Raw genomic sequence first — 22,500 nt, forward strand, 5'->3', positions numbered from 1 at the left:
GCCCGACCCTGGCATGAACAGCATTTTTAAGATCGGTATGATCGCGGGCCTGCTGCTGGCAGGCCCCACCTTTGGCGCGGACAACATTACCCGCGCCGACCAGATTCCCCAGTTACACGAAGAAGCACAGCATCCTACCGTCAGTGAACGCGTCACTTCGCGTTTCACCCGCTCTCACTATCGTCAGTTCGATCTGAATCAGGATTTTTCGGCGAAAATTTTTGACCGCTACCTGAATCTGCTCGATTACAGCCATAACGTGCTGCTGGCGTCGGACGTGGCACAATTCGCCGACAAGAAAACCACGCTCGGTGATGAGCTGCGCAGCGGCAAGCTGGATGTGTTTTACGATCTCTATAATCTGGCGCAGAAGCGCCGCTTCGAGCGCTATCAGTATGCGCTCAGCGTGCTGAACCGCCCGATGAACTTCACCGGCAATGACACCATCGATATCGATCGTGCCAAAGCACCGTGGCCGAAAAGCACAGATGAGCTAAACGCGCTGTGGGATGCCAAGGTGAAGTATGACGAGCTGAGCCTGAAGCTGGCCGGGAAAGATGATAAAGAGATTCGCGAGACGCTGACCAAGCGCTACAACTTTGCCATCCGTCGTCTGGCACAAAGCAACAGCGAAGATGTGTTCCAGCTGGCAATGACCGCGTTCGCGCATGAAATCGACCCGCATACGAACTATCTGTCACCGCGCAACACCGAGCAGTTCAACACCGAAATGAGCCTGTCGCTGGAAGGTATCGGTGCCGTGCTGCAGATGGATGACGACTACACGGTGATCAACTCGATGGTGGCCGGTGGTCCGGCGGCCAAGAGCAAATCCATCAGCGTGGGCGACCGCATTGTGGGCGTCGGCCAGCCGGGCAAGCCCATGGAAGATGTGATTGGCTGGCGTCTGGATGATGTGGTGTCCAAAATCAAAGGGCCGAAGGGCAGCAAAGTGCGCCTCGAGATCCTGCCAGCCGGCAAGGGCACCAAAACCCGTACCGTGACGCTGACGCGTGAGAAAATCCGTCTGGAAGATCGCGCGGTGAAGGGCACCGTGCACAACGTCGGCAAAGAGAAAGTCGGCGTGCTGGATATCCCGGGCTTCTACGTTGGCCTGACCGATGATGTGAAAGTACAGCTGCAGAAACTGCAGAAGCAGAACGTCGACAGCATCGTCATCGATCTGCGTACCAACGGCGGCGGCGCGCTGACCGAAGCGGTATCGCTCTCCGGCCTGTTTATTCCGAGTGGTCCGGTGGTGCAGGTGCGTGACAATAATGGTCGCGTGCGTGAGGACAGCGACAACGACGGCATCGTTTACTACAAAGGTCCGCTGGTGGTGCTGGTCGATCGCTTTAGCGCCTCGGCGTCGGAAATCTTTGCCGCGGCGATGCAGGATTACGGCCGCGCGCTGATTGTCGGCGAACCGACTTTCGGTAAGGGCACGGTGCAGCAGTATCGCTCACTCAACCGCATCTACGATCAGATGCTGCGTCCGGAATGGCCGGCGCTGGGCTCAGTCCAGTACACCATTCAGAAGTTCTACCGCATCAACGGTGGCAGTACTCAGCGGAAAGGCGTCACGCCAGACCTGCTGATGCCGACCGGTGTGGAAGCGGCAGAGACCGGCGAGAAGTTTGAGGATAACGCGTTGCCGTGGGACAGCATCAACGCGGCGACCTACACCAAAACCGGCGATATCACGCCGCTGGTGCCGCAGCTGACCAAAGAGCACGCCGATCGCATCGCCAAAGATCGCGAGTTCCAGTACATCATGAAAGACATCGCGCGTTTCAACGCGATGAAGGACAAGCGTAACATCGTGTCGCTCAATCTGGCTCAGCGCGAGAAAGAGAACCACGAAGAAGATGCGCTGCGTCTGGAACGTATCAATGCGCGCTACCAGGCGGAAGGCAAAGCGCCGCTGAAGAGCCTGGACGATCTGCCAAAAGACTACAAAGAGCCGGATCCGTATCTGGATGAAACGGTGAAAATCGCTAACGATTTGGCCCAGCTGGAAAAAGATCAGCCAGCGCCGGCGGCAGCGAAGTAACCCTTCGGCCTGAAATCACAGCACCGCTGCGGCGGTGCTTTTTTTTGCCTGCAAATCGCCGCCCGGCAGGCTGCAGCCGCTACCATTACCAAATGTAAAGTTATGTCTTTTTAGGCACTTAAAGATTAAGGTCGCTTGAAAAGCGCCACAATGGACATAGGATGTATATCCGCGCATGAGCGCGAGCACAACTGAGGAAGATTAACGTTTATGATGCGTATTGCGCTTTTCCTGGTCACCAACCTGGCGGTGATGTTGGTATTCGGACTGATTCTGAGTCTGACAGGAATCCAGTCAAGCAGTGTTCAGGGTCTGATGATTATGGCAGGTCTGTTTGGCTTTGGCGGTGCGTTTGTTTCACTGCTGATGTCCAAATGGATGGCGTTACGCTCGGTCGGCGGTGAAGTGATTGAACAACCCCGTAACGAGACGGAACGCTGGCTGATGGAAACCGTCGGCCGCCAGGCTCAGCAGGTCGGCATTGCGATGCCGCAGGTGGCGATTTACCACGCGCCCGATATCAACGCCTTTGCCACCGGCGCACGCCGTGACGCCTCGCTGGTGGCGGTCTCCACCGGTTTGCTGCAGAACATGAGCCGCGACGAAGCGGAGGCGGTGCTGGCGCACGAGATCGCCCACATCGCGAACGGTGACATGGTCACCATGACGCTGATTCAGGGTATCGTGAACACCTTCGTGATCTTCATTTCGCGTATCATTGCGCAGGTGGCGTCTGGCTTCCTGTCCGGCAACCGCGACGGTGAAGAGAGCAGCAACGGCAATCCGCTGGTCTATTTTGCCGTGGCGACGGTGCTGGAACTGGTGTTTGGTATTCTCGCCAGCATCATTACCATGTGGTTCTCGCGCCATCGCGAATTCCACGCCGACGCCGGCTCTGCGAAGCTGGTGGGTCGTGAAAAGATGATTGCCGCGCTGCAGCGCCTGAAAACCAGCTACGAACCGCAGGAACCCAGCAGCATGATGGCGTTCTGTATTAACGGTAAAGGTAAGTCGCTGAGTGAGCTGTTTATGTCGCACCCGCCGCTCGACAAGCGTATCGAAGCGCTGCGCAGCGGTGCCTACCTTAAGTAAGCTACATAGAAAATGAACAGGGCGCCTGCGGGCGCCCTTTTTTTATGACTCTGCCGGCTGACGGCTTTGCGTCATGCGCAGCATACTGACGATCGCCGCCACGCTGGCAAAGGTCCCGGCCAGCAGCAGCGAGGCATGGGTGCCGCTGTCGTTGAACAGGTTAAACATCAGCGCCACCAGCGCGGCACCGGTGCTTTGCCCGACCAATCGCGCGGTGCCGAGCATGCCGCTGGCACCGCCGCTGCGCTGGCGCGGAGCCGACGAGATGATGGTGTGATTGTTGGGTGACTGGAACAGCCCGAAGCCGGCACCGCACAGCATCATGCGCCAGATAATATCGGCATCCGTGGGTTGTGCAGGCAGCAGCGCCAGCAGAAACAGCCCGGCGGCAAACAGCGCCAGCCCCAGCCCACCCAGCAGACCGGCATGAAACTTCTCGATCAGGCGGCCGGCAATCGGTGCCATCACCATGGTAGCCAGCGGCCACGGCGTCAGCAGCAGGCCGGTTGCGACCTCATCCCGGCCCAGTACGTTTTGCAGGAAAAACGGCAGCGACACCATCGCCAGCATTTGTGCACAGAACGAACAGATCGAAGTGCCGATCGACAACGAAAACACCGGAATGCGCAGCAAATCTACTGGCAGCAGCGGCACCGGCAGCGCCAACTGACGCCGCACAAACACCACGCCGATCAGCAGCAGCGCCAGCAGCATACCCGCAATCAGCCAGCCATTTTCTCCCTGCGCGAAGCCGGTCAGCGCTGAAATCAGCAGGCCAAAAAACAGCGCATTCATGATGGCGCTTGGCACATCAAATTTCTGCTGCTTCGCTTTCTGCGTGTTATCCGGCAGGAAGCGCAGCGCCAGCCACAGCGCCACCACACCGAGCGGCACGTTGATCAGGAACAGCCATTTCCAGCTGGCGATGGAGAGAATCGCGGCCGCCACCGTGGGACCGGCGGCACTGGAGACGGCCACGATCAGCGAGTTGATGGCCATGCCGCGTCCCAGGAAGCGCTGCGGGTAAATAATACGGATTAGCGCCGTGTTGACGCTCATCAGCGCCGCACCGCCGAAGCCCTGCAGCACGCGCGCCACGGTGAGCATATTCAGCGACGAGGAGAGGGCGCAGAACAGCGAGGTGAACACAAACAGCACCAGCCCGACCTGATAGACGCGCCGGTAGCCGAACATATCGCCAAGAAACGACAGCGACAGCAGCGAAATCACGATAGCGATTTGATAGGCGTTGACGATCCAGATCGATTCCGCCGGGCTGGCGTTCAGCTCACGCGCAATGGTCGGCAGCGCCACGTTGGCAATCGCGCCGTCCAGCACCGCCATCATGATGCCAAGCGCTATGGTAATTATCGCGCCGTAGCGCTGTGGAACGGGTAATCCATCCTGAGACACGGTAGGAGACATAAACAGAGAGAAGTGAAGTAAGTGAATATCATCATGCTAATCAATTTTCTGCCTGAAATCACCGCATTAATGGACAAAAATTACAAGTGGATGTGTCGTTGCCGCCGTCCGGCTGTAACCTCTATACTGGCTTTTTTTGCAAAAGCGTTAAGGAAGTCCCGCATGGCGAGCCGCGATAACGATAAACAGCCGGATGCCGTATCATCAGTGATGAAAGTGTTTGGCATTCTGCAGGCGCTGGGCGAAGAGCGCGATCACGGCATTACCGAGCTTTCGCAGCGGGTTATGATGTCGAAAAGCACGGTCTACCGCTTTCTGCAGACCATGAAATCGCTCGGCTACGTGGCGCAGGAGGGCGAGAGCGAAAAATATTCACTCACGCTCAAGCTGTTTGAACTTGGCGCGCACGCGCTGCAGAACGTGGATTTAATTCGCAGCGCCGATGTGGAGATGCGCGAACTGTCGCGCCAGACCAAAGAGACCATTCATCTCGGTGCGCTGGAAGAAGACAGCATCGTCTATATCCACAAGATTGACTCGCTGTATAACCTGCGCATGTATTCGCGCATCGGCCGGCGTAATCCGCTGCACAGTACCGCCATCGGCAAAGTGCTGCTGGCGTGGCGTGAGCGCGCGGAGGTGAACGACATTCTGCGTGAAGTGGAATTTCGTCGCAGCACCGCTAACACTATCGTCAGCGCGCAGGCGCTACTGCCGGTGCTGGAGCAGGTCAGGCAACAGGGCTTTGGTGAGGATAATGAAGAGCAGGAAGCGGGAATTCGCTGTCTGGCGGTACCGGTGTTTGATCGCTTCGGCATGGTGATTGCCGGCATGAGCCTCTCTTTTCCGACGGTGCGCTTCTCCGAACCGGCAAAAAAAGAGTATGTGGCGATGCTGCACCGTGCTGCGCGCAAGGTGTCGGAGCAAATGGGCTATTACGACTATCCGTTCTGAATCCTGCCGGGCTGACGTGCAGCCCGGCAGGCGGCTTAACTTAGTTGTCGACCACTTCGCCGCTTTTCTTCAGCAGCGGACAATCGGTAACGCCAACAATGCCGCTGTCGGTGTGCAGATACTGTGCGGTAATCATGCCGCGCGCGGTCAGGTAGCTACACTGTAAGCCCAGTCCGGCTGCGTTTTTATTGCTGCCGGTTAACACGCCGTAGCCGGTAAACAGCATCGCCAGCCACAAGACAGCCAGCACCATCACCGCACGAATCAGTAGTTTCATTTTTATCTCCTTGTGTTACATAACGCAGCTGTTCCCGCATTGCTGCGAACTCTATAGTAGCAGCATGCCTCGCTTTTCTCGCCGGATCGATCAGAGATAACTGAAAGCGGCACGCAGGCGGGATAATCTGCTTTATCTCCGCCACCATATCTTTTCCGCACGCAACGAGTAGAATCAGCGGCGATGTACCTGAATGATGATTGAGGATTGATGCAGTTATGAACGAATTAGCCGCCAGTACCGGTCCGCTGTTTAACTATGGCGTGCTGGCCATCATTGTGGTTGTGGCCTTTATTGCCTGGTTTTTTGTTAACCGGGCCAGCGTGCGCGCCAGTGAACAGCTTCAGCTGCTGGAAGCGCTGCTGGAAGAGCAAAAGAAACAGAACGCGCTACTGCGCCGTATCGCTGAGGCGCAGCCGGTGGCCGAAAAAGCGCAGGATGAGCAGGATACCGGGGACAAGCGCGACTTTATTCGCCTGATCCCGGAACGTTAAGCCCACAACGGAGAGGCCATGGCCTGGCAAAATCCCTGGTATGACGCTTCGCTGGCCCATCATACGCCGCATGGCTTTCGTAACCCGGAAGAGGAGTTGCGTCAGCCTGGCGATTTACAGCGCTGGCGGCGCGAGCGTAAGCAGCAGAATCTGCCGCTGCCACCGCAGTCCGGCTATGCGGCCTTTACCGCTAGCTGGTGCCAGCAGGCCGACCTGAGCGGTGAAGATGACCGTGTCTGGTGGCTGGGCCATGCCGCGCTGCTGCTGCGTCTCAATCAGCGCTATATTCTGATCGACCCGGCGCTGTCGACACGCGCTTCGCCGCTGCCGTTTGCCGGGCCGCAGCGTAAAACCCCGGCGCCGATCAGCGTGGCGCAGCTGCCGCATCTTGATTATGTGCTGATCTCGCATAACCATTACGACCACCTTGATCGGCCTACGGTGAAACGCATCGCCCGCCGCTTTCCTGCGGCGCACTTTCTGGTGCCGCTGGGGATGGCCGACTGGTGTCGCCGCCGTGGCGTGCGCACCGTCACCGAACTGGACTGGTGGCAGCAGGTGCAGCTTGACGACATCAGCTTCACAGCGGTTCCCGCGCGCCACTGGAGCATGCGTACCTTCTGGGATCGCAACCGGTCGCTGTGGTGCGGCTGGGTAGTGCGTAATGCGCAGCTCAATTTCTGGTTCTCCGGCGATAGCGGCTACAGCGATAATCTCTCTGCCATCGCGCAGCGTCTGGGGCCGTTTAATCTGGCTGCGTTACCGATAGGTGCCTATGCACCAAAATGGTTCATGCGCGGCCAGCACATGGACCCGGATCAGGCGGTACAGCTCTGGCAGCAGATAGGGCGACCGCTGGCGATTCCCATTCACTGGGTCGTATTTGAGCTGGCGGACGAGTCGCTTGACGATCCGCCGACGGTACTGGCGCAAGCACTGCTGCAGGCGGGCGAGGTCGATGCGCCTTTTGCCGCATGGCGAATTGGCGAGAGCCGCAGCCTGATGAATTACGATTAAGATTTATCCTAAGCCCTTTTTGTTAAATGCCAGCGGCTTCCGCGCTTTTTTAACATTTAATTGTTGGGTGTTTAGAAAAAAATGAGATAAATGCCAGCGTGCAGTCTGCCTATATTTGGGGCAACGGCGATTATATTTTCCTGATTTTGGTGCAAAACTATTTTTAACTTGTACTGCCAGGCATTTATTGTACAAGATTTGAGCGCTGCGCAGTTATGTCGCTTATTGCACAACGGCCAGTGAAATAGCTTATCTGTGCCATATTAATGCAATATTTTTTGCCTAAACTTATTCGGTTTAAATGTGAAAAGGCAGCGTTTACCGCTGCGCTTGACGAAACGCGAGTCTGGCGCTAACTATACTGACGCATAGACTTTTTTGCACACGTTGAGGCGTTGCTGTCAATAACGTTATCCACCTTTCGCTGCCGGTTTCAGGCAATTATGTGCGGCATGTCGATCACTGTTTAAAAATGGCTTGCCATTAATTAGCGGATATGTGATAACGAATCGTGGGTCAAACGAGGTACAGTTCTGTTTATGTATGGCATCTTCAGTAAAGAAGTTACGAGTAAAGACGTTGACGTTGAATACCGCTTCCTTGCCGAACCTTAAATTAGTGCCTCATTCAGTAATGTCTCTGGTTTCTCTGTAAGACTGCCTGCGGGCAATATAAACACTCTAAGGAATTTGCAAAAATGGCAAAGATTAAAGGTCAGGTTAAGTGGTTCAACGAGTCTAAAGGTTTTGGTTTTATTACTCCTGCTGACGGCAGCAAAGACGTGTTCGTTCACTTCTCTGCTATCCAGGGCAACGGTTTTAAAACCCTGGCCGAAGGTCAACAAGTTGAGTTTGAAATTCAGGACGGCCAGAAAGGCCCGGCAGCAGTTAACGTTACTGCTATCTGATTTCGCACTCAGGCTCGGTGTCATGCACCGCTGAATCGAATCTTAAAAGCCCTGCTCAATGAGCGGGGCTTTTCTTTATCCTTTCTGTTACCGGATGATCAGGGTAAACTGCGCCGCGAATCGCTAACCCGGAGTTATCTATGTCGTTGATTTGTCCACTTTGCCACCTCGCTTTGCACCTGCACGCCAGCAGTTATCGCTGTGCGTCCGGTCATCAGTTCGATCGGGCGAAAGAGGGGTACGTCAACCTGCTGCCGGTGCAGCACAAAGGTTCACGGGAACCGGGCGACAGCGCAGAGATGCTTCAGGCGCGCCGGGCCTTTCTGGATGCCGGACACTATCAGCCGCTGCGCGATCGGGTGGCGCAGCGTCTGGCTCAGCCGCTCACGAACCGGCCCACGCAGCTGCTGGATATCGGCTGTGGCGAAGGCTATTACACCGCCGCCCTGGCTGCCGCGTTGCCCGACAGCCAGCTGTACGGTCTGGATGTGGCCAAAGCCGCGGTGCGCATGGCGGCAAAGCGCTATCGCGCGGTTAACTTTTGTGTCGCCTCCAGCCAGCGCCTGCCGTTTGCTGATGGTTCACTGGACGCCATCGTGCGCATTTACGCGCCCTGTAACGAGCAGGAGCTGAGCCGCGTTATCAGGCCCGGCGGCTATTTGCTGACGGTGACGCCGGGGCCGCACCATCTGCAGCAGTTTAAAGCCTTGATCTATCGCGAAGTGCAGTTGCATACGGCGGAAGAGAAAAACTATGCGGGATTTGAGCAGATCGATCAGCAAAACCTTCACTACACGATGACGCTGAACGGGGCGGAAGCGGTGAGCCTGCTGCAGATGACCCCCTTTGCCTGGCGTGCGCGTGAAGCGGTGTGGCAGCAGCTGGCCTCCAGCGCCACCTTCAGCTGTGACGCGGATTTCATCCTGACGCTGTGGCAGCGCGTTTAACGCGCCTCCACCAGCGTATGATAGATTTTCTCCAGGTCGTCGAGCTGTTTCACCGCAATCAGCAGGCGACGCTGCTCCAGCTGCATCACCAGAATGCCATCCTCTGACAGGTTCATACTCTGAATACGCCGGTAATCGATCCACACGCTGGCGAAAAACAGGCCGTCATTTTTCATCAGCAGCCGCGGGCTGCGGATCCAGAACAGCCAGATAGCCATAAAGCACAGCACCATCAGCAAAGTGGTGGTGAGCTGCGGGCCATGATGGCTGACGTTGTTCCACAGCAGAATCAGTAGCAGCACGATAAAGATGCCGCTGTCGATTTTATGGCGGCGGCGCAGGTTGACGCGCAGTCGGGTCGGTCCATTGCGGCGGGGCAGGATGACATCGTCGTAAATCGCAAACAGGGCGAGAGCGGCGATCAGCAGGGCAATCAGGGCGTCAGTCAGTGACATACAGGCTTCTTCCTCAACCGAAGTGACCTCAGCGTTGGCGCTCAGGTCACGCCGTTCAAAAAACGCCGGGAGTCTGACTCCCGGCGGTGAGATTACAGACCGAGCAGGCCGATCCAGTAACCAAAGATACCGATGGCAAAGAAGCCAACGATGATCCACAGCGCGTTAACTTTACGGCGCAGCAGCCACATACAGCCAAAGGTCAGCAGCAGTGGAATCAGGCCGGGCATCAGCTGGTCGAGAATCGACTGCACGGTGGTGACCGTGGTCTTGCCAGTCTGGTCGGTGATGCGGGATACCACCAGCGGCACGTTGACGTGCGTCCACTTGTTGACCAGCGCTCCCATGACAAACAGGCCGAGTATCGATGCCCCCTCGGTCAGTTTTTGCAGGAAGCCGCCGCCCATATCGCTGACGATATCCACCCCTTTGCGATAGCCATAAGCCACGCCGTAATAACGGGTCAGCATGCGCGCAATGTTAAACAGGAAGAAGAACAGCAGCGGACCAAGCAGGCTGCCGCTCATCGCGATACCGGCACCCAGCGCGGCGAACACCGGACGCACGGTCCCCCAGAAAATCGGGTCGCCCACGCCAGCCAGCGGCCCCATCAGGCCCACTTTGATCCCGTTAATGGCACCGTCATCGATCGCCGCACCGTTGGCGCGCTGCTCTTCCATGGCCATGGTCACGCCGAGCACTGGCGCGGCCACGTATGGATGGGTGTTGAAGAACTCAAGGTGACGCTTAATCGCCTGCTTGCGCTCGTCGTTGTTTTCCGGATACAGGCGACGGATCACCGGCACCATTGAGAAGCAGAAGCCCAGCGCCTGCATGCGTTCAAAGTTCCACGAACCCTGAAACAGGTTAGAGCGCAGGAACACACCGCGCACGTCACCGGGGGTGAGTTTCTTTGGAGTATTGGTTGTATCTACCATGATGTCACCTGTTCCTAGTCGAGTTCGTTGTCGAGGTCGTTGTTAGCCGGGCCCGCCGAGGCAGCGCCTGCGACGCGGTTGTATTTTGGCGCCAGCTGGATGTACAGCACCGCCATTACCACGCCAATCACGCCCAGCGCCACCAGGTTGAAGTTGGTGAACGCGGCGGTGACAAAGCCAAGATAGAAGAACGGCATCAGGTAACCGGCACGCATCATGTTGATGACCATCGCGTAACCGACCACCACGATCATGCCGCCGGCGATGTTCAGACCATTGGTGACCACTTCCGGAATCGAACTCAGCAGGCTGTGCACCGCGCTGGTACCGACCGAGACCGCCACAATCAGCGCCGGGATAGCGATACGCATCGCCTGCAGCAGCAGGGCAGAGACGTGGATCCATGAAATCGCCGTCAGATTGCCTTTCTCCGCAGCTTTATCCGCGGCGTGCTGGAAGGCGACAGTGATGGTACGCACGATGATGGTCAGCACCTGACCGGCTGCGGCCAGTGGGATGGCCAGCGCAATACCGGCACCGACGCTTTGACCGCCAGCAATGACCAGAATCGTAGAGATGATGGAAGCCAGCGCCGCATCTGGCGCCACAGCCGCACCGATGTTCATCCAGCCCAGCGCGATCATCTCCAGCGTACCGCCGATGATGATGCCGGTTTTCATATCACCCAGCACTGCACCAATCAGGGTACAGGCCACCAGCGGCCGGTGGAACTGGAACTCATCGAGAATCGATCCCATCCCGGCAATACAGGCCACAATAAATATCAACACTATTTGTAGCGAGGTTATTTCCATTGCATTTTTCCTCAGCAAGATCAGAACTTTTTGCCCACGCGCGCAGGCACAGGCGAATCAGGCATTGACCTTCGCAATCAGGTCCATCATTTTCAGTTTCGGGTCGTTGGAGACTTTACGCACTTCCAGTTCGATACCGCGCTCATTCAGCTTGCGGAAGGCAGCGATGTCCTTCTCATCCACCGACACCGCGTTATTAACCTGCGTTTTCCCCTGACGGAAGGCCATGCCGCCGATATTCACCGACTTGATATCCACGCCTTGCTCCACCACGCGCTCAACATCGGTCGGATTGGTAAACAGCAGCATCACGCGATCGGAACCGTACTTCGGGTTGTTCCACACGCGGATCATCTTGGCGATATCCACCACGTGGGCGGTCACGCCCGGCGGCGCCACCTGAGTCAGCAGGGTTTTGCGAACGTGATCGTTGGCCACTTCATCACTGACGACGATGATGCGCGTCACGTTGGTCTCTTTGGTCCATCGCGTGGCCACCTGGCCGTGGATCAGACGGTCATCGATACGGGCCAGGCCAATTTTCATGTGCTCGCCCGGTGCCAGCGGCTTCTGCGGCTGGGCAGGGGCTTTCGGGGCCGGTGCGGCCGCTGCCGGCGCGGCGGATTCGGTTTTGAGCGCTTTCACCCCCTCGCGGCCGGCCTCGACGGCGATGTGGATCAGCTCTTCCAGCGATGGATCGTCATCGCGCCCCATCAGGGTTTCCACCAGCATGGGAATGTTGACGCCGGCAATAACGTCATAGCCCGGTTTATCCACCACGATGCGGCTGGCGGCGTTAAACGGGCTGCCGCCCCAGGTGTCCACCAGAAACAGCACGCCTTTCGACGTGTCGAGTCGGGCGAGCTGTGCCTGATATTTTTCGATTAGCGTTTCTGCATTTTCGCCGGGTACGAAATCAATCCATCCGACATTTTCCTGCTCGCCCAACAGCATTTCTGCTGTTTTAAGCAGCTGTTCTGCCGCCCAGCCATGTGTACCAATTACAAGCGCAATGGTCACTTGCTACCTCCGTTCGCATGAGAGTTCCCGACCTTGGCCGGGAATCATTGAGAATTACCGTTGTTATTTTCTGTGGATCGCCCGGGACTAAAATGAAGAAAGTCATCAGGAAAAGGCCCAAAACATTCCGCGATACAGCAGTAAGGTCGCGATTTATTTTAGTGAGCGAAAAAATAAAATATGTGACGTTGCTCTGCTATTCAGAGCGTACCGGCGGCAACGGGCATTTTTATGGCAGTTTCTTGCGCTGGCGCAGTTATTTGTAAATGTAAGAAAATTTTTTGACGTTGTGGATGTAACTGATACATTAGCTTTCTGTTTATTACTCAGGAGTACCGGGCTTTAGCTCACCTATATGGACCGTCACCGACGTCGCTTCACTTGTTCCCCGCGCTGCTCAGCGCGCACCCTGACACCTGCCGGTGTTGCCTCATCCGTTAACGCTCTCTCGTCTCGCCTTCCGGCGCAGGCTCAGTCGCGTTCGCCCTTACGTTTAGCAAGGAGTCATTGATGGAATTTCTCTTCGACCCCTCAATCTGGGCGGGTTTACTGACGCTGATCGTGCTGGAGATTGTGCTCGGCATCGACAACCTGGTGTTTATCGCCATTCTTGCCGACAAGCTGCCACCGAAACAGCGCGATAAAGCGCGCCTGATTGGTCTGTCGCTGGCGCTGGTGATGCGCCTCGGCCTGCTGTCGCTGATCTCCTGGATGGTGACGCTGACGCGACCCCTATTCAGCGTAGGCGATTTCAGCTTTTCCGGACGAGATTTAATTCTGTTGATTGGTGGTTTGTTCCTGTTGTTTAAGGCCACCATGGAACTGCACGAGCGGTTGGAAAACCGCGGCATGGAGCATCAGGGCAATAAAGCCTATGCCAGCTTCTGGGCGGTCGTGACGCAGATTGTGGTGCTGGACGCGGTGTTCTCCCTGGATGCGGTGATTACCGCCGTCGGTATGGTGAACCATCTGCCGGTGATGATGACGGCGGTGGTGATTGCCATGGGCGTGATGCTGCTGGCCTCAAAACCGCTGACCCGCTTCGTCAACGCGCACCCAACGGTGGTGGTGCTGTGTCTGAGCTTCCTGCTGATGATCGGTCTGTCGCTGGTGGCGGAAGGCTTTGGTTTCCATATTCCGAAAGGCTATCTGTACGCGGCAATTGGCTTCTCGATTCTGATCGAGCTGTTCAACCAGATTGCGCGCCGGAACTTTATCCGTCATCAGGCGCACCGTCCGATGCGTGAACGTACCGCCGAAGCGATTCTGCGTCTGATGGGCGGGCGCCAGCGTAACCAGCCGGCGCACACCGAAGAAGCGTCACTGACGGAAGCGATGCCGCAGGAAGCGTTTAAAGACGAAGAGCGTTACATGATTAACGGTGTGCTGACGCTGTCACAGCGTTCGATTCGCAGCATCATGACGCCGCGCGGCGATATCTCGTGGGTTGACGTCTCGCGTCCGCTGGATGAGATCCGCATTCAGCTGCTGGATACGCCACACAGTCTGTTCCCGGTGTGTCGTGGCGAGCTGGATGAGATCATCGGTGTGGTGCGCGCGAAAGAGCTGCTGGTGGCGCTGGAGCACGGTATGGATGTCGCGACCTTCGCGGCCAACACGCCGCCGATTGTGGTGCCGGAAACACTGGATCCGATCAACCTGCTGGGCGTATTGCGTCGCGCTAAAGGGAGCTTCGTCATCGTTACCAACGAATTTGGTGTGGTGCAGGGCCTGATTACGCCGCTGGACGTGCTGGAAGCGATTGCCGGTGAGTTCCCGGACGAAGACGAAACGCCGGATGTGGTGGCGGATGGCGACGGCTGGCTGGTGAAGGGCGGTACCGATCTGCACTCGCTGCAGCAGTTGCTCGACCACCATGAGCTGGTCGATCCGGATGAAGATCACGCGTCGCTGGCCGGCCTGCTGATTGAGCAGAAGGGACAGCTGCCGCTGCCGGGCGAGATTATCGATTTGCCACCGCTGCACTTCCAGATTATCGAAGCCACGGATTACCGTATCGATCTGGTGCGCGTCACCAAAGACAAGCCGCACCACGACGAGGAAGAGGGCGACGCCTGATGTCGTCCGGCATCAGGCGCCCAGCTGCGCCTGATGCTGCGCCAGCCATTGCGGGAAGTCCTCAATCGGCATCGGGCGCGCATAGTAGTAAGCCTGCAGATGATCCACGCCGCGCTCGCGCAGATAATGCGCCTGCTCGGCGGTTTCCACGCCCTCCGCGACCAGCGCGATATTCAGCCGCTGCGCCAGTGAAATCACCATATCGGTCACCGTGGCGTTGATCGCGTCAGTACCAATCGCGGCGGTAAAAATTTTATCGATTTTCAGTACGTCCGGCTTCAGGTCCTTCAGATAGGCCAGCGAACTGTGGCCGGTGCCGAAATCGTCAATCGCCAGCCGCACGCCAATTTCATGCAGCTGCGCCACGACCGTCTGGTCGATAACTGGCAGCGCATCGCGCTCGGTCAGCTCCACCACCAGTTTCGGCAGGGGATTGGCGGGCCACCAGTAGCGCTGTAAATCCTCAACAATCAGGCGATCGCGGAAGTGGCTGGCCGCGACGTTAATCGCGATATGAAATGCCGGGCACTGTGGCAGATTAGGCAACTCCGCGACGACTCTGGCAATCACAAAGCGCGTCAGCGGTGCAATCAGGTTCTGGCGTTCGGCCAGCGGAATAAATACGTCCGGGGCAATCCAGCCCTGACGCGGATTGTGCCAGCGCAGCAGCAGTTCGATACCATCGCAGTCGCCGCTGCGGGCATTAATCAGCGGCTGGCAGTAGACCATAAATTCGTTGGCGGTAATGCCATAGCTGATTTGCCAGCTCAGGCTCATGCGATTGGCGGTGGCCAGCCAGACGATATAGCCCAGCAGCAGGCTCAGCAGTACCGCCAGCGGCAGCTGAGACGGCAGAGTGTTGAGCGCCAGTCGCGCCGGAGAGGGGCCGTACAGCGTAATGCTGTAGGGATAACGCAGCGAGGCCTGATCGTACGCCACTTCGTCATCGGACGGCACGGTATGCTCGATCAGCGGATTACCGTACTCGAGGCTCTGTCCGCCTACGTTAAATATCGCGCGCTCCACCCACGGCAGCTGCGGCTCCAGCAGATAGTTGGTCATCAGTTCAATGTTGATGATCTGCAGCAGGCCGTCCTGGTTATCCAGCGACTTTGGCGTCCACAGCAGCAGCACCGGCGAACCTTTCAGCAGGTAGTCGTCGGTGGACAGCATCATGCGCTGGTTGTTGATCGCCAGCTCGGGATAGGTCTGGCTGAACGAGATGTGGCGCGGACCATAAATACTCGAACAGTAGATGGTATCGTCCTGCACCAGCAGCACGGTACGCACGGTTTGCAGCGCCGCGATCTTCTCAATCAGCGGATAGCGCACCTGCGTGCAGGGCACGCCCACCAGCCCCAGCGTGTTGTTGGCGGAGACGTCCAGCGGCGAAAACATGCGGTCAAAGCGCTCAATCGCGCGGGTGGCAAAGTTGAGGGACTGCTGCTCAATGCGTGACTTCTCTTCGATGTAGCGAAAAGTCAGCGTAAGAATGAGAACCAGCGACGCGATCACCAACGCAATAAGCAGGCGCTTACGGCGAAATTGACCCACAAATTGCTGGGGAAGGAGCATCAGTAACCACCTTGCTAAGACAAAGAATGAGGCCAAATTAACGTGAAGGTTATCGGCATGGCGGCGGCCAAATTTAGCGCGGCTGGAGAAAAAAAGCGGCACTAAAAAATCGCGCGACCGGTAGAGGTCGCGCGCAAAAATAATGTATCTGGTTTGATAACGCGGAGGTAGAGGCCATTGCAGAAATAATGGCCGATCGCTGCAATTGTCAGCAGCGAAACGCGACGTTGCCGGTCAGTCGCACTGCACCTTGATCGCCAGACCGCCGCGCGAGGTCTCACGATATTTAGCATTCATGTCTTTGCCGGTCTCGTACATCGTCTCGATCACCTTATCCAGCGATACACGCGGCTCGCTGGTGCGGCGCAGCGCCATTCGCGCGGCGTTGATCGCTTTCACCGAAGCAATGGCGTTACGCTCAATGCATGGCACCTGTACCTGACCGGCGACCGGATCGCAGGTCAGTCCGAGGTTGTGTTCCATGCCGATTTCAGCGGCAACGCACACCTGTTCCGGGCTGGCTCCCAGCAGTTCAGCGAGGCCGGCGGCGGCCATTGAGCAGGCCACGCCCACTTCTCCCTGGCAGCCGACTTCGGCACCGGAAATCGAGGCGTTCATTTTATACAGTACGCCAATCGCGCCCGAGGCGAGGAAGTAGCGGATAAAGATATCCGGCGTGACCGTTTCGATGAAGTGATCGTAATATGCCAGCACCGCCGGCACGATGCCGCAGGCACCGTTGGTCGGTGCGGTGACCACACGACCACCGGCCGCATTCTCTTCATTCACCGCCAGCGCAAACATATTGACCCAGTCGATGACGTTCATCGGATCGTTGGAGTGTTTGGTCGAGGAGACCAGCAGACGTCGCAGCGACGCCGCCCGACGCGGCACGCGCAGCGGCCCCGGCAGCACGCCTTCGGTATTCAGGCCACGATCGATACACGCCTGCATGGTTTGCCAGATGTTGCCAAAATAGGCGTAAATCTCGTCACGGCTGTGCAGCGCCAGTTCGTTTTTCAGCACCAGCCCGGAAAGCGACATGCCGGTATCGCGGCAGTGGCTGAGTAACTCTTTGGCTGAATGGAACGGGTAGGGCACGGCGACCTCATCCAGCACTGACTGACCAAAGTGCGCTTCGTCGACAATAAAGCCGCCGCCAATCGAGTAATAGGTTTTGCGCTCAAGCAGACGATCGCCGGCAAAAGCGTACAGGGTCATGCCGTTTTCATGCAGCGACAGGTTTTCGCTACGGAAGACCATGCCGCCCTCACGCGGGAAGTCGACCTCGCGCGCGCCCTGTGCCAGCAGCAGCCGCTCACGCGTTTCGACATCTTTGATAAACGCCGGAATGCTGTCGATGTCGACGCTGGCAGGCTCAAAGCCGGCCAGACCCATAATGATGGCAATGTCGGTGTGGTGTCCTTTCCCGGTGAGCGACAGTGAGCCGTAGACGTCCACCGCCACGCGCGTCACGTCCTGCAGCTTGCCCTGTTCGATCAGCAGATCAACAAACTGCTTGCCCGCTTTCATCGGGCCAACGGTATGCGAACTGGACGGGCCGATACCCACTTTGAACATGTCAAAAACACTTATCACCGGTGACGCTCCTCACAAATCTTCTTTTCTACGGCGCAGGCCGTTAATGCGGCTAATAGTAATCGCCAGCGGGCGGCAGCGAGCAGCTTTTCGCATGAAATAAACTAATTATAAACCACAGAAATAGTTATCCGTATCCCCGGATGTGAACGGGATCAATTTTTTCGGCCAGGGTGAAACGGGACGGGGGATCAGGGCAGGGCGATCTGCTGGCCGAGCGCGCGCAGAATACCGGCGGTCATGCCCCAGATAAAATAATCTTCATACCACGACAGCCACACCTGGTGCTGGCGATGACCGCGGCGCAGCGTCAGTCCGCTGTAGCGCCCCAGCCGCAGCGCCTCTGCGAGCGGCATGGAAAAGGCGCTTTCAACTTCATCCGGGTTGAGACGCAGCGGCAGGTGCGGCGCAATGATGCCGACCACGGGCGTAACGGCGAAACCGGTACTGCTGGTGACCGGCGGTAACACGCCGACCACCCGCACCTGCTGCGGCGCGATGCCCACTTCTTCCTGTGCTTCACGCAGCGCGGTGGCGATCAGCGAATCGTCAGTGGCATCCATCATGCCGCCGGGGAACGCCACCTGCCCGGCGTGTTTGCGCAGCAGCGCGGAGCGGCGGGTCAGCAGCAGTTCGGGCTGGTCGCCATCAATCACCGGTACCAGCACCGCGGCACGGCGTCCGCTGATCACGCTGTGCGCGCTCGCCAGCGGCGGCTGCAGCACAAAGCGACTGAGAAACTGCGCCAGCGTCAGCTCCATATCACGCCTCATCACGCAGACAGGGCAGAATACGGTTGAGCTTGTGCAGCGTCTCCTGATATTCCGCCTCAGCATCGCTGTCAGCCACCAGACCGCCGCCCGCCGCGCAGTACAGCTGCTGATTTTCGGCAATCAGCGTGCGGATGGTAATGCTGCTGTCCATACGCCCGCACAGGCTGATGTAGCCGATACTGCCGCACCACGCATTGCGCCGCTGCGGTTCGAGTTCTTCGATGATCTCCATGGCGCGGATCTTGGGCGCGCCGGTAATGGAGCCACCGGGGAAACAGGCGCGCAGCAAATCGGTAGCGGAGAGCGCGTCTGGCAGCCTGGCCCGCACCGTGCTCACCAGGTGATGCACCGCCGGGAACGGCTCCACCACAAACAGCTCCGGCACGCTGACGCTGCCCGGCTCGGCGACGCGGCCAATATCATTACGCAGCAGGTCCACAATCATCAGGTTTTCCGCCCGATCTTTTTCAGCGCTGGCCAGTTTCTCCGCCTGCAGCCGATCGGCCTGCGGATCGGCCAGGCGCGGCAGCGTGCCTTTAATCGGCCGGGTTTCAATCTGCTGTTGCTGCAGCGAGAGAAAACGCTCCGGCGACAGGCTCAGCACGGCACTGTGCGGCAGACGAAGGAAGGCGCTGAACGGCGCGCGGTTGGCGCGGTTGAGACGTAAAAACGCCTGCCACTCATCGCCGCGATAGCTGGCCTGGAAACGCTGCGCCAGATTAACCTGGTAGCAATCGCCCGCCTGAATGTAGGCCTGCACCGCCTGGAAACGCGCGGCGTACTGCGCATAGCTCATATTGGCCTGCCAGTCGCTGGTCAGGGCAAAGGGTTTGGGCTGCGGCACCGCCAGCGCCTGTAGCCACTGCCAGCGCTGTTCCGCGTCGTGCAGGGCAATCAGCGTCAGCGTCTGGCGATGGTGATCGGCAATCAGCGCCCAGTCATAAATGCCCACCGCCATATCCGGCGTGTGTAAATCCTGTTGCGCCCGCTGCGGCAGCGTTTCGAAACGGCGACCGAGGTCATAACCAAACAGACCCAGCGCGCCGCCCTGAAACGGCAGATTTGCATCAAACGCCGGCCGGATGCCCAGCGCGTCCAGCTGCTGCTGCACCAGCTGCAGCGGATCGGTGGTGGAGTGGCTGATGCCGGTGCCGTCGTCGATGGCGGTGCTGTCACCGCGCGTCGTCAGGGTCACCCGCGGGTCGGCGGTGAGAATATCGAAACGGTTATCCGCGTGCTCGGCGTGACCAGAGGTCAGCAGCATCGCCCACGGGCGGTGCGCCAGCGTGGAAAAACGGTGTAAAAGTGTATCGGGCGTATACTGTAGCGAGAGGGTTTTCACGTTCGTTTGGCTAAATCAGTTCAGCAGGCAGGCGCGTAGCCTGGCATATTTTTTTGCTGCTGGCACCTGTTTGTTCAGCGTGGAATAATGCGTCCCCCCATTACAGGAGTGCATCATGTTTTCAGGTCTTCCGGCTTTATCGCACGAACAGCAGCAGCAGGCAGTGGAACGTATTCAGGAACTGATGGCCGGCGGCATGTCCAGCGGGCAGGCGATTGCGCAGGTGGCGCAGGAAATTCGCCAGAACCATCAGGGCGAAGCGATTCGGGCGCGCTTCGAAGAGGACGAAGACGACGAATAGCGCCCGGCGAGCGTTATAGCGCGGCGATGATTTTGATTTCCACTTTGTAGCGCGGATTCATCAGGCCGGCCTGCACCGTGCAGCGTACCGGCGCATTACCCGGCGAGACCCACGCATCCCAGGCGCGGTTCATCGCGGCAAAGTCCTCTTTGTCCACCAGGAAAATGGTGGCGTCGAGAATTTTGCTTTTATCCGAACCCACGCGCGTCAGGATGCGGTCAATCACCGCCAGCGCGTTGGCGGTCTGCGCTTCCGCATCGTCATCCAGATTCTCCGGCACGCTGGTGTAATACACGGTCTGGTCATGTACAACCGCTTCGGACATGCGGTGCTCGGCATCAATACGCGTAATGGTCATGCTGTTCTCCTTTATTTTTGCTGCGTTAGCCTGCCATATCCCATGGCCGGCTGTCATCTGTTGTGGTCGCCTGCGGTGAATCCTGACATAATTACAGGTGTTTTAAGAGCAATCGGTGAGGATGTGTGGCAGACGATTTTGCAGCGGATGGCGCGTTAGCGCAGGCGATTCCCGGCTTTAAGCCGCGCGCGGCACAGCGCGAAATGGCGCAGGCAGTGAGCGAAGCGGTGCAGCAGGCAGGCGAGCTGGTGGTCGAGGCCGGCACCGGCACCGGTAAAACTTATGCGTATCTGGCACCGGCGTTGCGGGCGAAGAAAAAAGTCATTGTATCGACCGGTTCCAAAGCGTTGCAGGATCAGCTCTACAACCGCGATCTGCCGACCATTGCCCGCGCCCTGGCGTTCAGCGGCAAAACCGCGCTGCTGAAAGGGCGCTCCAACTATCTGTGCCTGGAACGGCTGGAGCAGCAAAATCAGACTGGCGGCGATCTCAGCGTGCAGGCGCTCGGCGATCTGATTAACGTGCGCAGCTGGTCTTCGGAGACCGTTGATGGCGACGTCAGCAGCTGCGCCGGCGTCGCGGAAGACAGTCCGATCTGGCCTTACGTCACCAGCACCAACGATAACTGCCTCGGCAGCGATTGCCCGCTGTATAAAGATTGCTTCGTGGTGAAGGCGCGCAAAAAAGCGATGGATGCGGATGTGGTGGTGGTGAACCATCACCTGTTTCTCGCCGACCTTGTGGTCAAAGAGGGGGGATTTGGCGAGCTGATCCCGGAAGCTGACGTGATGATCTTCGACGAAGCGCACCAGCTGCCGGATATTGCCAGCCAGTATTTTGGTCAGCAGCTGTCGAGCCGGCAACTGCAGGATCTCGCCAAAGACATTATCCTTGCCTACCGCACCGAGGTGCGCGATGTGCAGCAGCTGCAGAAATCCGCCGACCGGCTGGCGCAGTGCGCACAGGATTTTCGGCTGACGCTGGGCGAGCCCGGTTTTCGCGGCAATTTGCGCGATCTGCTGAGCGACAACAACATCATGCGCATGTTTACGCTGCTGGATGATGCGCTCGAGCTGTGTTACGACGTGATTAAGCTGTCGCTGGGCCGTTCCGCGCTGCTGGACGCTGCCTTCGAGCGTGCCGCGCTGTATCGCACCCGGCTCAAGCGTTTACGCGCGATTGATGAACCGGGCTTCAGCTACTGGTACGAATGCAGCAGCCGGCACTTTACGCTGGCGCTGACGCCGCTGTCGGTCGCGGAGCGCTTCCGCGAAGTGATGGACGGACGCAAAGCGGCGTGGGTGTTTACCTCGGCGACGCTGGCGGTCAACGAACAGATGAGCCACTTCGCCAGCCGGCTCGGTGTGGATAATGCCCGCACCCTGATTCTCGAAAGTCCGTTTGATTATGCGCAGCAGGCCTTGCTGTGCGTGCCGCGCAACATGCCGGAACCCAACTATCCTGGCGGTGCGCGTCAGCTGGCACGCATGATGAAACCGCTGATTGAAGCCAACAAAGGGCGCTGCTTCTTCCTGTGCACCTCGCACAAAATGATGCGTGAGCTGGCGGCGGAGTTCCGCGCCTCCATGACCTTACCAGTGCTGTTACAGGGCGAAACCAGCAAAGGGCAGCTGCTCAAACAGTTTCTTGATGCCGGCAACGCACTGCTGGTGGCCACCAGCAGCTTCTGGGAAGGCGTTGACGTGCGCGGTGATGCGCTGTCGCTGGTGATCATCGACAAGCTGCCGTTTACCTCGCCGGAAGATCCGCTGCTGAAGGCGCGCATGGAGGATTGCCGTCTGCGCGGCGGCGATCCGTTCAACGATGTGCAGCTGCCGGACGCGGTGATCACCCTCAAGCAGGGCGTGGGCCGTCTGATTCGTGATACCGACGATCGCGGCGTGCTGGTGATTTGTGACCAGCGGCTGGTGTCGCGTCCGTATGGCGGTCTGTTCCTTAATAGCCTGCCGCCGACACCGCGCACCCGCGATTTACAGCGTGCGATTGACTTTGTGCGTCCGCCAGAGCAGCACTAATTTGTGCCAGGTTGTGGTAAGATGCGCGCCATTTTGATTCTCT

The 22,500-nt window shown here is 58.0% G+C and carries 23 protein-coding genes; 12 read left to right on the top strand and 11 right to left on the bottom strand.

What is annotated here, in order from left to right; translation table 11 throughout:
• Positions 1-13: 13 nt before the first annotated feature.
• Both prc and htpX read left to right on the top strand, forming a co-directional pair.
• Positions 14-2,053 (top strand): carboxy terminal-processing peptidase, encoded by a 2,040-nt coding sequence (prc, locus tag F3I21_RS00570; protein WP_021510017.1) that lies wholly within the window; start codon positions 14-16, stop codon positions 2,051-2,053.
• Positions 2,054-2,263: 210 nt separating this feature from the next.
• Entirely contained in the window at positions 2,264-3,145 is an 882-nt protein-coding gene (gene htpX, locus F3I21_RS00575) for a protease HtpX (protein WP_021510018.1), read from the top strand.
• 42 nt (positions 3,146-3,187) lie between these two features.
• Here the strand turns inward: htpX and F3I21_RS00580 are convergent, their stop codons facing one another.
• Positions 3,188-4,570, bottom strand: coding sequence for an MFS transporter (locus F3I21_RS00580; RefSeq protein ID WP_150057909.1), 1,383 nt, complete (start codon positions 4,568-4,570; stop codon positions 3,188-3,190).
• A 162-nt stretch (positions 4,571-4,732) separates the two neighbouring features.
• Between F3I21_RS00580 and kdgR the strand changes: the two genes are divergently transcribed.
• The gene (gene kdgR / locus F3I21_RS00585; protein WP_150057911.1) at positions 4,733-5,524 is read left to right on the top strand and encodes a DNA-binding transcriptional regulator KdgR; all 792 of its coding nucleotides are present in this window, start codon (positions 4,733-4,735) and stop codon (positions 5,522-5,524) included.
• 40 nt (positions 5,525-5,564) lie between these two features.
• On the opposite strand, the gene F3I21_RS00590 is transcribed toward kdgR, so the two are convergent.
• Positions 5,565-5,801, bottom strand: a complete 237-nt coding sequence (locus F3I21_RS00590; protein WP_021510021.1) for a YobH family protein — start codon at positions 5,799-5,801, stop codon at positions 5,565-5,567.
• Between the two features lie 218 nt (positions 5,802-6,019).
• Here F3I21_RS00590 and F3I21_RS00595 point away from each other — a divergent pair, with 218 nt between their 5' ends.
• The 5 genes from F3I21_RS00595 (at position 6,020) to rlmA (ending at position 9,166) form a co-directional block, all read left to right on the top strand.
• Positions 6,020-6,295 carry a YebO family protein gene (locus F3I21_RS00595; protein ID WP_021510022.1) on the top strand — a complete coding sequence of 92 codons (276 nt, stop codon included), beginning with the start codon at positions 6,020-6,022 and terminating at the stop codon, positions 6,293-6,295.
• 18 nt (positions 6,296-6,313) lie between these two features.
• Positions 6,314-7,312 carry an MBL fold metallo-hydrolase gene (locus F3I21_RS00600; protein WP_150057913.1) on the top strand — a complete coding sequence of 333 codons (999 nt, stop codon included), beginning with the start codon at positions 6,314-6,316 and terminating at the stop codon, positions 7,310-7,312.
• A 539-nt stretch (positions 7,313-7,851) separates the two neighbouring features.
• Positions 7,852-7,926, top strand: coding sequence for a DUF2627 domain-containing protein (locus F3I21_RS00605; protein ID WP_110866451.1), 75 nt, complete (start codon positions 7,852-7,854; stop codon positions 7,924-7,926).
• A gap of 83 nt (positions 7,927-8,009) precedes the next feature.
• On the top strand, positions 8,010-8,219 hold the full coding sequence (cspE, locus tag F3I21_RS00610) for a transcription antiterminator/RNA stability regulator CspE (RefSeq protein ID WP_021510024.1): 210 nt from the start codon (positions 8,010-8,012) through the stop codon (positions 8,217-8,219).
• Between the two features lie 140 nt (positions 8,220-8,359).
• Positions 8,360-9,166, top strand: coding sequence for a 23S rRNA (guanine(745)-N(1))-methyltransferase (gene rlmA / locus F3I21_RS00615; RefSeq protein WP_150057915.1), 807 nt, complete (start codon positions 8,360-8,362; stop codon positions 9,164-9,166).
• Here the strand turns inward: rlmA and F3I21_RS00620 are convergent.
• The 4 genes from F3I21_RS00620 to manX form a co-directional block, all read right to left on the bottom strand.
• Positions 9,163-9,621, bottom strand: a complete 459-nt coding sequence (locus F3I21_RS00620) for a DUF986 family protein (protein WP_058757740.1) — start codon at positions 9,619-9,621, stop codon at positions 9,163-9,165. The two genes, rlmA and F3I21_RS00620, sit on opposite strands and share 4 nt — an antisense overlap.
• 92 nt (positions 9,622-9,713) lie before the next feature.
• Positions 9,714-10,559, bottom strand: a complete 846-nt coding sequence (locus F3I21_RS00625) for a PTS mannose transporter subunit IID (RefSeq protein ID WP_021510027.1) — start codon at positions 10,557-10,559, stop codon at positions 9,714-9,716.
• A 14-nt stretch (positions 10,560-10,573) separates the two neighbouring features.
• The gene (locus tag F3I21_RS00630) at positions 10,574-11,374 is read right to left on the bottom strand and encodes a PTS mannose/fructose/sorbose transporter subunit IIC (RefSeq protein WP_031280203.1); all 801 of its coding nucleotides are present in this window, start codon (positions 11,372-11,374) and stop codon (positions 10,574-10,576) included.
• A 57-nt stretch (positions 11,375-11,431) separates the two neighbouring features.
• Positions 11,432-12,394 (bottom strand): PTS mannose transporter subunit IIAB, encoded by a 963-nt coding sequence (manX, locus tag F3I21_RS00635; protein WP_058757739.1) that lies wholly within the window; start codon positions 12,392-12,394, stop codon positions 11,432-11,434.
• Positions 12,395-12,486: 92 nt separating this feature from the next.
• On the opposite strand from manX, the gene F3I21_RS23120 reads away from it, so the two are divergent.
• Positions 12,487-12,660, top strand: coding sequence for a hypothetical protein (locus F3I21_RS23120; RefSeq protein WP_190286063.1), 174 nt, complete (start codon positions 12,487-12,489; stop codon positions 12,658-12,660).
• Positions 12,661-12,904: 244 nt separating this feature from the next.
• Positions 12,905-14,473 (top strand): TerC family protein, encoded by a 1,569-nt coding sequence (locus F3I21_RS00640; protein WP_021510030.1) that lies wholly within the window; start codon positions 12,905-12,907, stop codon positions 14,471-14,473.
• A 12-nt stretch (positions 14,474-14,485) separates the two neighbouring features.
• Here F3I21_RS00640 and F3I21_RS00645 read toward each other — a convergent pair whose 3' ends face one another.
• The 4 genes from F3I21_RS00645 to pabB all read right to left on the bottom strand — a co-directional run bounded on the left by F3I21_RS00645 (position 14,486) and on the right by pabB (position 19,762).
• A complete protein-coding gene (locus F3I21_RS00645; protein WP_150057918.1) occupies positions 14,486-16,048 on the bottom strand; it encodes an EAL domain-containing protein in 1,563 nt (520 codons plus the stop codon).
• Between the two features lie 234 nt (positions 16,049-16,282).
• The gene (locus tag F3I21_RS00650) at positions 16,283-17,647 is read right to left on the bottom strand and encodes an L-serine ammonia-lyase (RefSeq protein ID WP_150057920.1); all 1,365 of its coding nucleotides are present in this window, start codon (positions 17,645-17,647) and stop codon (positions 16,283-16,285) included.
• 191 nt (positions 17,648-17,838) lie between these two features.
• Positions 17,839-18,408 (bottom strand): CoA pyrophosphatase, encoded by a 570-nt coding sequence (locus F3I21_RS00655; protein ID WP_150057922.1) that lies wholly within the window; start codon positions 18,406-18,408, stop codon positions 17,839-17,841.
• Between the two features lies 1 nt (position 18,409).
• Positions 18,410-19,762: an aminodeoxychorismate synthase component 1 gene (gene pabB, locus F3I21_RS00660; protein WP_150057924.1), complete on the bottom strand. Its 1,353-nt coding sequence runs from the start codon at positions 19,760-19,762 to the stop codon at positions 18,410-18,412.
• 115 nt (positions 19,763-19,877) lie between these two features.
• On the opposite strand from pabB, the gene F3I21_RS00665 reads away from it, so the two are divergent.
• On the top strand, positions 19,878-20,063 hold the full coding sequence (locus tag F3I21_RS00665; protein WP_021510035.1) for a YoaH family protein: 186 nt from the start codon (positions 19,878-19,880) through the stop codon (positions 20,061-20,063).
• A gap of 13 nt (positions 20,064-20,076) precedes the next feature.
• On the opposite strand, the gene F3I21_RS00670 is transcribed toward F3I21_RS00665, so the two are convergent.
• The gene (locus F3I21_RS00670) at positions 20,077-20,421 is read right to left on the bottom strand and encodes a RidA family protein (RefSeq protein WP_058757734.1); all 345 of its coding nucleotides are present in this window, start codon (positions 20,419-20,421) and stop codon (positions 20,077-20,079) included.
• 125 nt (positions 20,422-20,546) lie between these two features.
• Here F3I21_RS00670 and F3I21_RS00675 point away from each other — a divergent pair, with 125 nt between their 5' ends.
• Complete coding sequence (locus F3I21_RS00675) at positions 20,547-22,457, top strand: ATP-dependent DNA helicase (RefSeq protein WP_058771245.1); 1,911 nt, start codon at positions 20,547-20,549, stop codon at positions 22,455-22,457.
• Positions 22,458-22,500 lie beyond the last annotated feature (43 nt).

Source organism: Pantoea sp. B_9, from assembly GCF_008632015.1.
Classification (GTDB): Bacteria; Pseudomonadota; Gammaproteobacteria; order Enterobacterales; family Enterobacteriaceae; genus Pantoea; species Pantoea dispersa.

What these genes read in the sequence shown, in the direction of transcription:
- F3I21_RS23120 (WP_190286063.1), top strand. Translation starts at nt 12,487, where the DNA reads ATGAAGAAAGTCATCAGGAAAAGGCCCAAAACATTCCGCGATACAGCA.
- htpX (WP_021510018.1), top strand. Translation starts at nt 2,264, where the DNA reads ATGATGCGTATTGCGCTTTTCCTGGTCACCAACCTGGCGGTGATGTTG.
- cspE (WP_021510024.1), top strand. Translation starts at nt 8,010, where the DNA reads ATGGCAAAGATTAAAGGTCAGGTTAAGTGGTTCAACGAGTCTAAAGGT.
- F3I21_RS00670 (WP_058757734.1), bottom strand. Translation starts at nt 20,421, where the DNA reads ATGACCATTACGCGTATTGATGCCGAGCACCGCATGTCCGAAGCGGTT.
- F3I21_RS00595 (WP_021510022.1), top strand. Translation starts at nt 6,020, where the DNA reads ATGAACGAATTAGCCGCCAGTACCGGTCCGCTGTTTAACTATGGCGTG.
- kdgR (WP_150057911.1), top strand. Translation starts at nt 4,733, where the DNA reads ATGGCGAGCCGCGATAACGATAAACAGCCGGATGCCGTATCATCAGTG.
- prc (WP_021510017.1), top strand. Translation starts at nt 14, where the DNA reads ATGAACAGCATTTTTAAGATCGGTATGATCGCGGGCCTGCTGCTGGCA.
- F3I21_RS00665 (WP_021510035.1), top strand. Translation starts at nt 19,878, where the DNA reads ATGTTTTCAGGTCTTCCGGCTTTATCGCACGAACAGCAGCAGCAGGCA.
- F3I21_RS00625 (WP_021510027.1), bottom strand. Translation starts at nt 10,559, where the DNA reads ATGGTAGATACAACCAATACTCCAAAGAAACTCACCCCCGGTGACGTG.
- F3I21_RS00630 (WP_031280203.1), bottom strand. Translation starts at nt 11,374, where the DNA reads ATGGAAATAACCTCGCTACAAATAGTGTTGATATTTATTGTGGCCTGT.
- F3I21_RS00580 (WP_150057909.1), bottom strand. Translation starts at nt 4,570, where the DNA reads ATGTCTCCTACCGTGTCTCAGGATGGATTACCCGTTCCACAGCGCTAC.
- rlmA (WP_150057915.1), top strand. Translation starts at nt 8,360, where the DNA reads ATGTCGTTGATTTGTCCACTTTGCCACCTCGCTTTGCACCTGCACGCC.
- F3I21_RS00640 (WP_021510030.1), top strand. Translation starts at nt 12,905, where the DNA reads ATGGAATTTCTCTTCGACCCCTCAATCTGGGCGGGTTTACTGACGCTG.
- F3I21_RS00600 (WP_150057913.1), top strand. Translation starts at nt 6,314, where the DNA reads ATGGCCTGGCAAAATCCCTGGTATGACGCTTCGCTGGCCCATCATACG.
- F3I21_RS00645 (WP_150057918.1), bottom strand. Translation starts at nt 16,048, where the DNA reads ATGCTCCTTCCCCAGCAATTTGTGGGTCAATTTCGCCGTAAGCGCCTG.
- F3I21_RS00620 (WP_058757740.1), bottom strand. Translation starts at nt 9,621, where the DNA reads ATGTCACTGACTGACGCCCTGATTGCCCTGCTGATCGCCGCTCTCGCC.
- F3I21_RS00655 (WP_150057922.1), bottom strand. Translation starts at nt 18,408, where the DNA reads ATGGAGCTGACGCTGGCGCAGTTTCTCAGTCGCTTTGTGCTGCAGCCG.
- F3I21_RS00590 (WP_021510021.1), bottom strand. Translation starts at nt 5,801, where the DNA reads ATGAAACTACTGATTCGTGCGGTGATGGTGCTGGCTGTCTTGTGGCTG.